The sequence below is a fragment of the Arthrobacter sp. R3-55 genome (assembly GCF_054161505.1).
The window spans coordinates 640,543-653,844 of sequence record NZ_CP096423.1 but is presented as its reverse complement, the minus strand read 5'-3'; the positions used below and the strand labels follow the sequence as shown (position 1 = coordinate 653,844).

Here is a 13,302-nt window from a genome sequence, read left to right as displayed (position 1 = left end):
GTGTATGGCCAGCGGTGTATGGCCAGCGGTGTATAGCCAGCGGTGTATGGCCAGCTGCCTTGGCAGCGTTATCCACATAGGAAAGATTTACCCTGCCTCTGCAGCATCGCGATCCATAGCGTTGAGGGCATGGACAAGACCCCCAAACCTTCACCTCACGGCACTACTTCCGAGCATCCTCTGCCGGCTTCTCAGAAGTGGCACCCGCGGGATTCGCGCCCCCCAGGATTGAAGGTAAGCATCTGGAGTTTGGCACTGGCCATCGGGGCGCCCATTGTCTTCATGATCGTCTTTCCCGTGGGGCTGCTCTTCATGTTGGGCGCTGAGTCACTCCCGTATGCAATTGCTGCGCACACCATTCTCCTGGTCCCCACCGGAGCTTGCTGGGTCGGGGCGTTGGTCTGTGGCCTGACCTGTCTCAGGCTGGCCAAACACCGCGATGCCGATGGGCAGCGGACCATCGCGTGGATGTTTGGGATCTTCGGGCTTTGTATTGCAGGACTCGAAGGGCTGGTGTTGCTCTTGGTAGTGCTTGGCAACTGAACACCGGTGCCCGCACCTTGGAACGTCCCCCCGCAAGTACCCAGCCGGGCCGAACTAACCCGCCCAACCAAAGTATTCTGGAAAGGATGAGTGAAACCCCAGATTCCCCGCGCCCCGTCACGCCCGGCACCCAGGCATCCTTTGGGACCTATGGCGGCCGGCCCGTCAGCTTTGTGCGCCGCGGAACCCGCTTGCAGGGACGCAGGCAAGCCGCGTGGGAAGAGCATGCCGAGCGTTGGGCCATCCAGGTGCCCCGCCACGTTGCCAACACCTCCGTACACCCGGACTACACTTTCGACGCCGAGGCTGTGTTCGGGCGCAAGGCTCCGCTGATCGTCGAGATCGGTTCCGGCCTGGGCGACGCCGTGGTTCACGCTGCAGAGCAGAACCCGGACAAGGACTTCCTGGCAGTTGAGGTCTACACCCCCGGCCTGGCCAACACCATCATCAAGATCAACAGCCGCGGGCTGACCAACGTGCGCGTGGTGGAAGCCAACGCCCCCGAGGTCCTCGAGTCGATGCTCCCGGAAGGCTCAGTCAGTGAGCTTTGGGTGTTCTTCCCGGACCCTTGGCACAAGGCCCGGCACCACAAACGCCGGCTCATCCAGCCTGCCTTCGCTTCCGTAGCTGCAAAGGCACTCGAAAAGGGCGGCTACTGGCGGATCGCCACTGACTGGTCCAACTATGCAGTGCACGTCCGCGAAGTCCTGGCCGGGTCCACGGAGTTCGAGAACATGCACGAAGGCGAGCGCAGCGGCGAGGAAAGCCCGCTGACGCAAGTGTGGCAATCCGGCGTCGAGTCTGTTGTGGGCGGTGCTCCGGTAAGGGAAGGCCGCGCGCCGGTCAGCACAGAGCACACCGGTCCCAACGAGGGCGTGGATGAAGAAGGCGGTTGGGCACCCCGCTTCGACGGCCGCATCCGGACCAGCTTCGAAAACAAGGCCCACGAGGCCGGTCGCATGATCTTCGACCTCACCTACCGCAAGCTTTAGCCAACGGATTTTTGGGGGAACCATGAGCTATCAGCCGCCGGTCGACTACTACCAGCAGCCGCAAAGGACCGGGACGCGCGGTCTGCCCGCCGGGATCACCAGCATCATCGCTGCTGTGCTCTCGCCGATCGCGGCCGTGGTCAGCATCCCCTTGGGCATTGCAGCAGTGGCCTCCGCCATGAGCCGTTACAACGAGGGCAATGACGCGTGGTGGTTTGGCGCCCTGGTGCTGGCGGGGATTTCCGTGATCCTGGCAGTAGTTGCCGTGGTGAGTGGATTGATCGCCGTCTTCCGGGCGGGCCGCATGAACGCGGGACGGATCACGGGCATCATCGGATTGGCCATCATGGCAGTGAACATTTTTGGCATTGTCTTCATGGTGTTCCTGGTGCTCGGTTCGGGTCAGGGGTTCTGATGCCGCAGGTGCGCGCCGAACGATTCATCCGCCTGGATCCGGACACAGCTTTCGCCCTCTCCCAAACGACGGGCCAATTCCGGCTCAAATGGGACCCGTTCATCTCTGCGCAGGCTTTCCTTGACGGGGCTACAGCTGCCGGAAAGGGTGTCAGGACCCGGACCGTTTCCCGCATGGGCCTGAAAATGGTCAGCGAATACGTCTCCTACACCCCACCCCGCAACGTGGGTATGACCATGGTTTCGGGTCCGTGGTTCTTTGAGAACTTCGGTGGCGGCTGGCGGTTTACTCCGGAGGACGGCGGCACCCGGGCGGTCTGGAAGTACACCTTTTCGTGCCGCCCGGCTTTGGTGAAGCCGTTGGCCGAGAGACTGGGAAGCTGGCTGCTGGGCCGGGAGATCGAACGCCGGATCGAGGCGTTCGCGCGGGCTTGCGAGAACCCGGCGCTGGTGGCCGAACTGCGGGCGCAGGGCACCGACGTCGTGGAGAAATAGCGGCTACGGCACGGAAATCGAAGCTACCGTATTCTCCGACTCATCGCGGAGCTCAACCCCAGCGATGCCGGCCAACTGTACCGGAGTGGCCCCGGTGATCTTGATCCGGCCGCTCTGAGTGGCCGTCCATCCGCACGTGCGTTCTTCGGCACCGTCCCGGCCTTTTACCCACAGATACAGGGTGCCTTCCAGCGGCATCGAACGGCCCTCCACAGCGAGCTCAGTGCCCCAGTTCTTTTTCACCATACCCACTGTCAGCTGCAAGCCGTTGTCCGCCTGAACTGAATAGCTTGCGTCCGGTTTCGGGGGCTGGTTCAGCAGGGGTCCGGCGAGGAAGCCAACTGCAAGGCAAGCAGCGGCCACCGCACCCACCACAGCCGCCCACCGCCGTCGTGACTTCTTTCGACGGACCGACAGATCCACCAGGACCTTTTCGGGAAGCGCCTCGGGTTCCAACGGTGAGAGCGTGTCAGGACCCCCAACGACCGTGAGCGCGACAGCGTCAGCCCGGGGAACGGCGTCGAGCAGTGCGGGCAGGCTTTCAAGCTCTTCCAGCTCACGGCGACACTCAGCGCAAGTGGCAAGGTGGTCCTCAAACGTACGGGCTTCGTCTGCCTCCAGCCCACCCAGAAGGTAGGCGCCCAGCAACTGGTGGACAGAGTTGCCGGTCATCGTTCCACCCCCATTTCATCAAGGATTGTCCGGAGGGCTTTCACAGCATAGAAAGCCCGGGATTTCACGGTTCCCGCAGGGATGTTCAGCTGCAGTGCTGCCTCGCTGACGGTAAACCGCTGGTAATGAAGTGCAACCAGGACCTCGCGGTGCTCGTGGCTAAGCCTCAACAGAGCTTCTTCCATAAGGACCCTGTTCAGAAGTTCGTCAACGCGCTCGGTCGCCGGATGGTCCGGGAGGTCCTGTTCACCGGTCTCGGCAGGGCGGCGCTGGGTCTTCCTATAGTTATCGATGATGACGTTGCGGGCCGTCCGGAAAAGGTAGCTGCGCAGGCTGCCGGTGATCTGCGGGGCGTGCTGCCACACCTTGAGGATGGTTTCCTGCACGACGTCGTCCGCTTGGTGGGCGTCGGAGGTGCAGCTGAGAACGAAGCGCTTCAGAGCCGTGCCATGGTCACGGTAGATCGCCGCCACCACGTCCTCGTCCAACGGCATGGCCACCTCCCTCACTGTTTTCCTCTGCCCCTTCGCCTATACGACGACGCGCGTCCGGAAAAGGTTCATCCCCATCTTCTTCCTCCGAACCGCCGCCGAGATCGCGGGAAGCCTGCGATATCCCCGAAAGGTTCCGTGCGAACAGGCAGGATTCCCGCGAACTCGGGATCCGGCAGCGCGTCACCCGAGGGCCCGGAGGATGCGCTCCTTGAAGGCACGCTCTTGGAAAAGATCCTTCCATTCGATCCGGATAAACCGCCAGCCCTCCTCGACGAGTGCTTTTTCCCGCCGTCGTTCTTGAAAAATGACTTCCTCGGTGGGGTTGAAGTCGAAATACTTGGTGCGACCGTCGAACTCCAACGCCAGCTTTTCCTCTTCCCATGCAAAGTCCATACGGTGGCGACCCAAACGGGACTGTACCTCGAACTGTGGCTGCGGAGGTTTGATGCGCAGCCTCTGCATCAACTCGCGGGTGAGTGTTTCGCCGGCAGATTCGGACCGCGGGTCCGCATGGTCCAAGGCCTTGCGCAGCGTGCGTATACCCCGTTTTCCAGCAGAAGCTGCTGCCAGGGATGCCACTGTGTTCCTGTCGGCGCCCACGCGCAATCCGTGGTCCATGATCACCAAGGCTTTGGGATAGTTCAGCATCCTGGCACTGTCAAAGATGGTGCGCTCCAGCGTCGTTGCCCGCAAGCCTTGAACGGGGACAACATCGTCTTCAGTGAAGCTTTCCGTGTGTCCCCGAACATCCTTGCCCCAACGGTCCGAGGAAGGCCGGGCCGGGTGCAGGATGTGAACCTTGTCATCCACACCCCAAACGAACAGACCGTGGAGCCGTGCCGCAGACAAGTGGCTGTAGACGAACCCACCCGTTGATGTGGTCAGTGTCCCGTGAGCATGGGCCACTATCCGCTCCCTGGCCTGCCTCCTCGGACCAAACTCATTCCACATTTTCGCCCTGATATAGCACCCATATCTCATCCGATGCAGTTCTCCTGTGTCCACCAGCGCCTTGATCTTCCGGCTGTTGAGACCGAACCGGAGCAGCTCGTCCGTCCTCCACATGTAGCCGCGCAGGGGAAGCGGGGGCACGGTGCGCGTATTTGGTGTTGGCTTCATCGGCTCAGCATGGCAACCAACCCTCGGCTGCAGGAGGGGTACACGTCGCTATGTGGAAACCTGAACCCCGAGAGCCCGGAAACAGTGCGAGGACGCCGGAAATTTGCCTCCGACGGCGCACGATTCCGGCGAAGTCAGGAGAAACCGCCGGGCTAGGATCGGGAGATGAGCGAGAATCCCCACGTCAAGGCCGCCAAGACCTGGCAAACCATGGTGGACAGCAATCAGGACCTGCTTCTGCGCAAGTCCGGCCATGACGTCCGGTGGTGGGCCGAACGGGGACTAGCTCAGGGAGTGAAGAACGACGCCGAGCTCCGCGACTGGATGCGCGATGAACACGGCATCACCGGTTATGCGCAATACGCAGTCTCCTGGGAGATGTTCGGTTACCCCGAGTTCATGCTCCGGGACGCCGACCAACTCATCGACGGCCAATACGCCAACCACCCCGGCCTCCGCCCGATTGCCGATGCCCTGCTGGCTTGGTCCGCTGAGACCGACGGCGTGGAGATCCAAATGCGCAAGGGCTACGTATCGCTACACAGCCCTCGGCGGAAGTTCGCCCAAGTCACCAGAACGAACAACACCACGGTTGACGTCGCCCTGCGCCTGGACGCCCCGGCCGAGGGCAGGCTCGAAGCCGTGAAAGTACGCGAGGGAGACTTCTTCGACCGCCGGGTGCGGCTGAGATCAATCGACGACGTCGACGACGAGCTACTCGGATACCTCGCCGAGGCGTTGGAACAGAACAGCTAGACGGCAGGCCACTCCCTGGGGAGGGGAAGTGGCTCACTACCCGGGCACGCTGAGATCGTGGGAAGCCTGCCAAGTCGCCGGAAGGTTCCGGGCGAGCACGCAGGGTTCCAGCGAACTCAGCGCCGGGACCAACCAACTAGCCCCGCGCACGCCCGTACAACTGCCGGACCAGATGCTCGATGTCCGGCTCGTGCAAGGACAGGTCAGCTACCTCGGCCGTGCTTGAGATGGCCGCCAGAACCGTGGCGGCGGAGAGCCTCCGAGGGTCGAACGAAACGCTGTGCCGGATCCCGTTGGCCTCAATACCTTCATGGACGGCGCCATCAGGCAGCGAAAAGAGCACACCCGAGTGCATGGGAGTGGCGAGGTCCACCACCATGGTGCGCACGGCTCCGGCCACCTCAGCCAAACCGGTGAGCTGACCGTCGTAGGCGATGGCGCCGTCGTCGACTACTAAAACGCGTTGGCACAAACGCTGGATATCGCTCATGTCGTGGGTGGTCAGCAACAGCGTGGTGCCGTTATCGCGACGCTCGGCGTCCAGGAACTGGCGCAGTTTCTCCTTGCTGATCATGTCAAGGCCAATGGTCGGCTCATCCAGAATCACAAGCTCGGGCCGGTGCAACAGGGCAGCGGCAACCTCGCCGCGCATGCGCTGGCCCAACGACAATTGCCGGACCGGGGTGGTGAGGAACTCCCCCAGGTCCATCTGATCGGCAAGCTCGCGGAACCTGGGCCGCCAATCCGCCTCGGGCATGCGATGCATGGCACCAAGGATCGGGTACGAATCCTGCAGGGGCAAGTCCCACCAAAGCTGGGAGCGCTGCCCGAACACGACGCCGATCTTCCGGGCCAGCGCTTTACGCTGCGGCACCGGGTTGAACCCGCACACGCTCACGCGTCCCGAGCTTGGCACCAGGACACCGGTCAGCATCTTGATGGTGGTGGATTTGCCGGCACCGTTGGCCCCGATGTAACCGACCGCCTCGCCCTGCTCCACAGTGAAGTCGATCCCGCGGACTGCGTGAACGGTCTTCCTGCGTCGCCGGAACCGCCCGGCAGGCTCCATGACTTGGAACTCGCGGCTCAGATTCTCCACGTCGATGATGGGCATGTCAGCCTCCTGCGCCGGTGTACTTTTTGATGGCCGCCCGCCAGAGGAGCAGCATGAGGCCGCTCAGCACGACGGCGGCCGGCAGTCCCAGCCAACCCGTCCAGGCCGGGATTCCGGCAGGGCCGTCGAGCTCGAGGATGACCAGGCTGGGAGCGTAGGCCACCAAGGTTGCGGGGATGACGAACGTGAAGAAGATCTGGATCGGGAAGAAGAGCGCCGCTCCGGGCATGGAGGCGACGTACCGTCCACCGTAGGTGAAAGCATTGGCGAACTGCCGGCCGTCCAGGATCCAGAATTGCATGGCTCCGGCGCCGAGGAAGAGTGCGCAAAAGATTGCCGCACCGGCAAGGGGGGTGATGATGGCCAGGGCGATCTTGGCCGGGTCCCAGTGGACGTCCGTGAGCAGGAGCGCTGCAGCCAGGGCCGCCAGCGCGAAGATCAGCCTACCCACGCGTCTCAACTGGAAGTCCGAGGTGGCCAGTTGGAGCAGCACAGGCAAAGGCCGGACCAACAACACCTCCAGCTTGCCGGACCTGATGGTCTCGGACATGGAATCGGTCTCTCCCAAGAGCAGGTCTCCCAAGGCGAACGCCACGGACGCCAGTCCAAACACCAGGAGCGTCTGGGCCAATGTCATGCCGCCAAAGGTGGAGACGTTGTGGACGATTGCGTAGAGCTCCACGAACTCAGTCAATCCCAGCAGAACCTGTCCGGCGACATCCGAGAAGAAACTGCCCCGATAGGCGAGCTGCGAACGGAGCCGGGCCGAGACAAGGAGTTTGAGGAGGACAAGGTTGGTGACAGGAGCGTGCGGGTCGCCGGCGCGGGAAGACATTGCGCGGCGGGAAGTCAGGGAAGACGTTGCGCGGGGGCTAGCCACCTTGCACCACCAGCCTCCGCGAACCGAAGCGGACCATCACCTGTACGACCACCATCAACACGGCCAGCCACAGAAGTTGGACACCCACCATCACAAGGCTTTCGACGCCGTCGGTCCTCCCCGCAAGGATGTCCACCGGTGTCTGCAGCATTGATGGGAACGGCGTGGCGCGGGCAAAGTCGAGCAGCCAGCCGGGAAACCAGGTCACGGGCACCAGGAATCCGGAGAGCAGGTTCATCAGGACCATGTACAGCATCCAGAAACCCCGGATCTCAAGGACCCAGAAGGACAGCAGGTTGATGGCGAAGAAGCCCAGAAAGTTCAGGGATATGGCGGCGAGGATGGACACGAATCCCAGCAGGTAAGGCCCGGGAGTTCCCGGCATCGCCAGGCCTGTCACCAAGGCACCAACGATCAGTGGCGGTAGCCCGCGGGGCAGGACGTCAAAGGCGGCGCGGCCCAGGTCCTGCGCCCAGTAGGACGCGGTCAGGTTGACGGACCGGGAGAGGTCCACGGCGATGTCCCCCGACTTCACCCGCCCGGCCAGCTCAGCGTTGCCGAACAGCCCCAAAGGTGCCAGGAGCGCCTGGCCCAGCCACACATAAGTGGCGGCCTCCATAGCCGAGTAACCCCCGATGGCGCCGCCCGCCGTCGTAATAGCGCTCAGCAGCAGCGATGCCCGGATCAGCCCGAAAACGGAGTTGGTAAAAGCGCCGGCGACGGCGGCAGTACGGTACGTGGAATGGCGGCCGAATGATGACTTCCCCAGTTCCCAATACGCGCGCACCGATCGAGTCTACTCACGGGTGGCACCGAAATCGCCGGAAACGCGGCGAGGTCGCCGGAACGCAACGGCGATTCTGCAGCGTTCCGGCGACCTCGGCAACGAGTGGCTTACGCGTCGGCGAATTCCTCGGACTCTTCGAACTCGACGGCCGCGATGATCTCCTTGGTCTCCGGGTGGATCATGAAGGCTTCGTCGTCGTCCTCGATCATGAGGTAGTCGCCGTGGTCGGTGGAGAAGTGCCAGGCGAGGGTCTTGACGCCGTCGTGCTCGTAGTTGGGGTCGCCCATGGTGATCTTTTCCAGGGCGTACCCGGCTACGTCGCATAGTTCACGGATGATGACCTCGAACTCGGGGGCGTTGGCGAGGGCTTCCTCGTCAGCCTCGGCCTGGCGCTCGGCGAGGTCCGGGATCAGTGCGACGCGCTCGGCAATGTGGGCTTCGATCTCCTCCTCGGTCAGGACCAGCAGCTCGGATTGGTCGCGAAGGTATGCGGCGTTGAGGTCGATGATGTCCTCTTCCTCAAGAAGTGATTCGAACTCGCCGTCGAGCTCGTCCAAGGCCACCACTGAAGCAGGCGGGGTTTCGGACTCGTCCAGTTCGCCGTCGAGGTAAGCCTCCGCTTCTTCCTCACTCAGCGCATCGAAGGTAGCCGCGGTGCGGTTGAAGAGCTCCAGATGACGGGTGGCGCCCATGCTTTCGAGGCCGGCGCGGATGTAGGCGTCCACTTCTTCGCGCTCCGGTGCGGTGAAGACGTACTGGGCAAAGCCGCCGGCCAGGGCTTGGGTCAGGTAGAAGTCCACAAAGAAGCTGTTGAGCGCAGCGGTGGCGATTTCGTCGCTGTTGAGGAGCTCCTGGTACATCTGGTTCACGACGTTGACGTTGGAATCCACAACATCCGCATTGCCGGCTTCGAAGCTGGTCTTGTTCAGGACGACGGGGTACTCGTTGGTAGTCATGGGAAATCCTCACTGCTGAAAGCTGATGGTGCTCCGGACACTTTCAACGTACGCGTGGGAGCGGCGCGGCAGTCGAGGATGAGGTGAACGGAGGGCGAAGTTTGGGAGCCGTTTTCTGCTGACTAAGATTGAACAGATATCCTCCTGCCGAAAGTAGCCCGACGCATGCCGTCCCACACAGACGAAAACTGGGAACTGGCCATTCAGACTCCTGCCATTAACGACCGCTCCCTGGCGGCCGGATTGGCCTATGCCATGGGCAGCCGAGTGAGCGGGATTTCTTTCGATTCGGCCACAGGCCTCCTGCTCGGCAAGGTCCGCGGCACCGGTCCGCAGCCTTATTCGACGTCGGCCAAACTGGTCCGCAAGCCCAGCGGCTGGAGCTGCACCGTGGGTATTTGCAGCTGCCCGGTCCGTAAGGACTGCAAGCACGTTGCCGCGTTGCTCTTCACTGCCGAGGACCACCCCACCATCCGCGCCCAGCTCCTTTCACAGGCGCCCGGAATCCAGACTTCCCGCGTTGGTTCGGGGCAGCAGGGCGGCGCCGCCCGTCCGGCCTGGGAACAAGCCCTCAACAGGCTGATCACCAAGCCTGGCACGGCTCCCAGTGCTGCCGGCATTCCGCTGGCGCTTCAGTTCGAGGTGGAAGAGCCCGCGGCCCACTTCTCCTACACAGGCCGCCGCGATCCTATGCGCAGCGTCCGCCAGCTCAAGGCCCGCCCCGTCATGATGGGCGCCAAGGGCAAATGGATCCGCGGCGACGTCTCCTGGAACAACCTCAGTTACGTCAGCTTCCGACGGGAATTCAACGAAGTCCACGTCGAATGGCTTCAGACTTTCCTGGCCGCCCATGGGTCCAGTAATGGCCGGCAGCAACCCTCCGGAGCCATGTGGTTGAGCCTGAACGACTTTGCTGCCAAGAATCTTTGGACCCTCCTGGCCGACGCCACCAAAGCCGGCATCCCGCTCATCCACTCCGCTGGTAGCGAGCCTGTCCGCGTTGAGTCCCAAGCCGCCGTCGTCGGACTGAGTTTGGCGCGTCTGGACGCCGCACCGGCGGCCCCAAAGCAGGAAGCGCCCGACGGCGGCCTGCAGCTTGCCCCGTCCGTCACCGTGGGCGGGGAGCCCGTGGATCCGGGATCCGTTGGCTTCCTGGGCAAGCCCGCCAACGGTATTTTCTTCACTCATTCGGGGGAAACCCTGCCCGGCGTGCCGCAACAAAAGAACCTGATCACGCTGGCCCCGATCGAGGGCGGCATCACTGATGAGCTCCTGGAGTTCGTCATGGATGGCCAAACGCTGCAGATTCCTGCCGAGGATGAGAGCCGGTTCCTGACCTCGTTCTACCCGAAACTTCGACAGTCCACGCCGGTCCAGGCCGCGGACGAATCGGTGGAGCTGCCCACCCTGGCCGTCCCCACGTTGTCCCTGCTGGCCAACTACGGCAACGACCACAAGGTCCGGCTGCACTGGGAGTGGCATTACAAGTCCGGCACGCTGGTCACCGCACAGCCGTTGTGGCGGCATCCGGACGACCGTGGTTACCGCGATGATGCGGAGGAAGCGCGGATCCTGGAGTCGCTCGGACGGCCGTGGGACGTGGTGCCCGCGCTGGCCGAGTCGGCAACAGGTGGCTGGGGTGCGCCACGCATCGCTGCCTCCGCGGAGCTCAGCGGCCTGGACACACTGGCGTTCACCGAAGAGGTGCTGCCTGCGCTCAAGGACCTGCCCGACGTCGTGATTGAAACGTCCGGTGACATCGCGGATTACCGTGAGGCCGCCGAGGCTCCCGTGGTGTCCATTTCCACCAAGGAAACGGCCAGCGGCGACTGGTTCGACCTCGGAATCGTGATCACCCTCGAAGGCGAACCGGTCTCCTTCGCAGCCGTGTTCTCCGCACTCGCCGCCGGAATGAGCCGCATGCTGCTGCCCAGCGGCGCCTACTTCTCACTGGATCTTCCCGAGCTGCACCAGTTGCGGGCACTGATTGACGAAGCCCGCTCCCTGCAAGACAACCCGGACAACAAGGACGGCACCCTTCAGATCAGCCGCTTCCAGGCCGGACTCTGGGACGAGCTGGCCCAATTGGGAATTGTGGACGAACAGGCCGCCGCCTGGCGTGAAGCCGTGGGTGGATTGCTCGACGACGGCGTGACCGGACTTCCGCTCCCGGCCGGACTTAACGCTGAGCTGCGTCCGTATCAGCTCGAAGGATTCAACTGGCTCAGCTTCCTCTACAAGCACAGCCTCGGGGGTGTCCTGGCGGACGACATGGGCCTGGGTAAGACCGTGCAGGCCATTGCGTTGATCTGCGCGGCGAAGGATCTGGCCGCATCCACTGCCGCTGCCGCGCAGGGCGACGCCGTTGAGGTGACTCCACGCGCTCCTTTCCTGGTGGTTGCCCCTACCAGTGTTGTGAGCAACTGGGCCTTGGAAGCGCAACGGTTCGCCCCGGGCCTGGTGGTGCGAACCGTCGGTGAAACTTTCGCCAAGAGCGGCCTGTCCCCTGTGGACGCATTGGCCGGTGCCGACGTGGTGATCACCTCCTATGCCCTCTTCCGCATTGATTACGATGCCTACGCCTCCTTCCAATGGGCGGGGCTGATGCTGGATGAGGCCCAGTTCGTCAAAAACCACCAGTCCAAGGCCTACCAGTGCGCGCGGAAGCTGCCGGCCCGTTTCAAGCTAGCCATCACCGGCACACCGCTGGAGAACAACCTCATGGAGTTCTGGGCGCTGACCTCGATCGTTGCGCCGGGGCTGTTCCCGAGCCCCAAACGGTTCGCCGAGAACTACCAAAAGCCAGTGGAAAAGAACGGTGACTCGGCGCAGCTAAGCAAGCTCCGGCGTCGTGTCCGTCCGCTAATGATGCGCCGCACCAAAGAGCAGGTCATCAAGGACCTGCCGCCCAAGCAGGAGCAGATCCTCGAAGTGGTGCTCAACCCGCGGCACCAAAAGGTCTACCAGACGCACCTGCAGCGTGAACGGCAGAAGATCCTGGGCTTGATCGATGACGTGAACAAGAACCGCTTCACGATCTTCCAGTCGCTGACGTTGCTGCGGCAGCTCAGTCTGGATGCCTCGTTGGTGGACTCTTCGCTGTCCGGCGTGCGCTCCTCCAAACTCGATGTGCTGTTCGAGCAACTGGAAGACGTCATTTCCGAGGGCCACAGGACACTGATCTTCAGCCAGTTCACCGGATTCCTTGGCAAGGTCCGCGAACGCCTGGAAGAAGAGGGCGTGGAGTACTGCTACCTCGACGGCAGCACCCGGAACCGCGGCGATGTTGTCAGCGAATTCAAGAACGGGTCCGCTCCGGTGTTCCTGATCTCGCTGAAAGCCGGTGGCTTCGGGCTCAACCTGACCGAGGCCGACTACGTGTTCCTCCTGGATCCATGGTGGAACCCGGCATCCGAAGCCCAGGCAGTGGACCGGACGCACCGCATTGGGCAGGCCAGGAACGTGATGGTCTACCGGCTGGTGGCCAAGGACACCATTGAGGAAAAGGTCATGGCGTTGAAGACCAAGAAGTCACAACTGTTCGCGGACGTCATGGAAGGCGACGCCTTGGCCGGTGGCTCGTTGACGGCGGACGACCTGGCGGCGCTGTTCGCGGAGTAGGGCGTGACTGACTGTAGATGCGGGCTAGTACAGCTAGACTGCGACGCGCTCGCCGCCTCCGGCTTTTCGTCGTCGTCGGTTGAGGTCGTTCAAGGCGCCTCCCAGAACGGAGACACCAATGGTCACGCCAACCACAGGATTGACGATCACGGCGAAGGCTCCGCCGATTGCCAGGGCTCCAGCTGCTGCCAGTAGTTGAGCTTTCATGTTGTCTCCCATTTCCGTTTACCGCCCGTAGCCGATGCTAGTAACCTGCACGTTCTCCTCCGCGCCAAATAGCCGCCTGCCCACGCCGTTGATGTAGACCCAGATGGCACTTCCATCGGCCATGACGTCCACCACCACGCCGGTGCCACATGCCACGCCGCGTAGCGTCACTTCCACGTCGTCGCCCCGCTGGAAGTACTCCCACGCCTTGTGATGCCTCACCGGCAACGTTTCCGGATCTGTCATCTGAAA

The 13,302-nt window shown here is 62.9% G+C and carries 15 protein-coding genes; 6 read left to right on the top strand and 9 right to left on the bottom strand.

Features of this window, described 5'->3' with window-relative positions:
• Positions 1-249: 249 nt before the first annotated feature.
• The 4 genes from M1D51_RS03160 (at position 250) to M1D51_RS03145 (ending at position 2,444) form a co-directional block, all read left to right on the top strand.
• Positions 250-543, top strand: coding sequence for a hypothetical protein (locus M1D51_RS03160; protein ID WP_458108498.1), 294 nt, complete (start codon positions 250-252; stop codon positions 541-543).
• Positions 544-629: 86 nt separating this feature from the next.
• Positions 630-1,535, top strand: coding sequence for a tRNA (guanosine(46)-N7)-methyltransferase TrmB (trmB, locus tag M1D51_RS03155; RefSeq protein ID WP_026543457.1), 906 nt, complete (start codon positions 630-632; stop codon positions 1,533-1,535).
• A 22-nt stretch (positions 1,536-1,557) separates the two neighbouring features.
• On the top strand, positions 1,558-1,950 hold the full coding sequence (locus M1D51_RS03150; RefSeq protein ID WP_172324786.1) for a hypothetical protein: 393 nt from the start codon (positions 1,558-1,560) through the stop codon (positions 1,948-1,950).
• Positions 1,950-2,444: a type II toxin-antitoxin system RatA family toxin gene (locus M1D51_RS03145; RefSeq protein ID WP_458108497.1), complete on the top strand. Its 495-nt coding sequence runs from the start codon at positions 1,950-1,952 to the stop codon at positions 2,442-2,444. Before M1D51_RS03150 ends, M1D51_RS03145 begins: the two co-directional genes overlap by 1 nt.
• Before the next feature lie 3 nt (positions 2,445-2,447).
• Here the strand turns inward: M1D51_RS03145 and M1D51_RS03140 are convergent, their stop codons facing one another.
• From M1D51_RS03140 to M1D51_RS03130, 3 genes are all read right to left on the bottom strand, one after another.
• Complete coding sequence (locus tag M1D51_RS03140; RefSeq protein WP_458108496.1) at positions 2,448-3,116, bottom strand: zf-HC2 domain-containing protein; 669 nt, start codon at positions 3,114-3,116, stop codon at positions 2,448-2,450.
• Positions 3,113-3,610 carry a sigma-70 family RNA polymerase sigma factor gene (locus M1D51_RS03135; RefSeq protein ID WP_458108495.1) on the bottom strand — a complete coding sequence of 166 codons (498 nt, stop codon included), beginning with the start codon at positions 3,608-3,610 and terminating at the stop codon, positions 3,113-3,115. Before M1D51_RS03135 ends, M1D51_RS03140 begins: the two co-directional genes overlap by 4 nt.
• 180 nt (positions 3,611-3,790) lie before the next feature.
• Positions 3,791-4,729: a type IV toxin-antitoxin system AbiEi family antitoxin domain-containing protein gene (locus tag M1D51_RS03130; protein ID WP_172324778.1), complete on the bottom strand. Its 939-nt coding sequence runs from the start codon at positions 4,727-4,729 to the stop codon at positions 3,791-3,793.
• Between the two features lie 165 nt (positions 4,730-4,894).
• Between M1D51_RS03130 and M1D51_RS03125 the strand changes: the two genes are divergently transcribed.
• Positions 4,895-5,485: a DUF5655 domain-containing protein gene (locus M1D51_RS03125; RefSeq protein WP_458108494.1), complete on the top strand. Its 591-nt coding sequence runs from the start codon at positions 4,895-4,897 to the stop codon at positions 5,483-5,485.
• 136 nt (positions 5,486-5,621) lie between these two features.
• Here M1D51_RS03125 and M1D51_RS03120 read toward each other — a convergent pair whose 3' ends face one another.
• From M1D51_RS03120 to M1D51_RS03105, 4 genes are all read right to left on the bottom strand, one after another.
• Positions 5,622-6,599, bottom strand: a complete 978-nt coding sequence (locus tag M1D51_RS03120) for an ABC transporter ATP-binding protein (RefSeq protein WP_172324776.1) — start codon at positions 6,597-6,599, stop codon at positions 5,622-5,624.
• 1 nt (position 6,600) lies between these two features.
• Entirely contained in the window at positions 6,601-7,479 is an 879-nt protein-coding gene (locus M1D51_RS03115; protein ID WP_458108493.1) for an ABC transporter permease, read from the bottom strand.
• Positions 7,472-8,266 carry an ABC transporter permease gene (locus tag M1D51_RS03110; RefSeq protein WP_458108492.1) on the bottom strand — a complete coding sequence of 265 codons (795 nt, stop codon included), beginning with the start codon at positions 8,264-8,266 and terminating at the stop codon, positions 7,472-7,474. The genes M1D51_RS03115 and M1D51_RS03110 overlap by 8 nt, the downstream gene beginning before the upstream one ends.
• 107 nt (positions 8,267-8,373) lie before the next feature.
• The gene (locus M1D51_RS03105) at positions 8,374-9,222 is read right to left on the bottom strand and encodes a DMP19 family protein (protein WP_458108491.1); all 849 of its coding nucleotides are present in this window, start codon (positions 9,220-9,222) and stop codon (positions 8,374-8,376) included.
• A 165-nt stretch (positions 9,223-9,387) separates the two neighbouring features.
• On the opposite strand from M1D51_RS03105, the gene M1D51_RS03100 reads away from it, so the two are divergent.
• The gene (locus tag M1D51_RS03100) at positions 9,388-12,843 is read left to right on the top strand and encodes a DEAD/DEAH box helicase (RefSeq protein ID WP_458108490.1); all 3,456 of its coding nucleotides are present in this window, start codon (positions 9,388-9,390) and stop codon (positions 12,841-12,843) included.
• Between the two features lie 33 nt (positions 12,844-12,876).
• On the opposite strand, the gene M1D51_RS03095 is transcribed toward M1D51_RS03100, so the two are convergent.
• The gene (locus tag M1D51_RS03095) at positions 12,877-13,050 is read right to left on the bottom strand and encodes a hypothetical protein (RefSeq protein WP_172324149.1); all 174 of its coding nucleotides are present in this window, start codon (positions 13,048-13,050) and stop codon (positions 12,877-12,879) included.
• A gap of 18 nt (positions 13,051-13,068) precedes the next feature.
• Positions 13,069-13,296, bottom strand: a complete 228-nt coding sequence (locus M1D51_RS03090) for a hypothetical protein (protein WP_458108489.1) — start codon at positions 13,294-13,296, stop codon at positions 13,069-13,071.
• Between the last annotated feature and the right edge of the window lie 6 nt (positions 13,297-13,302).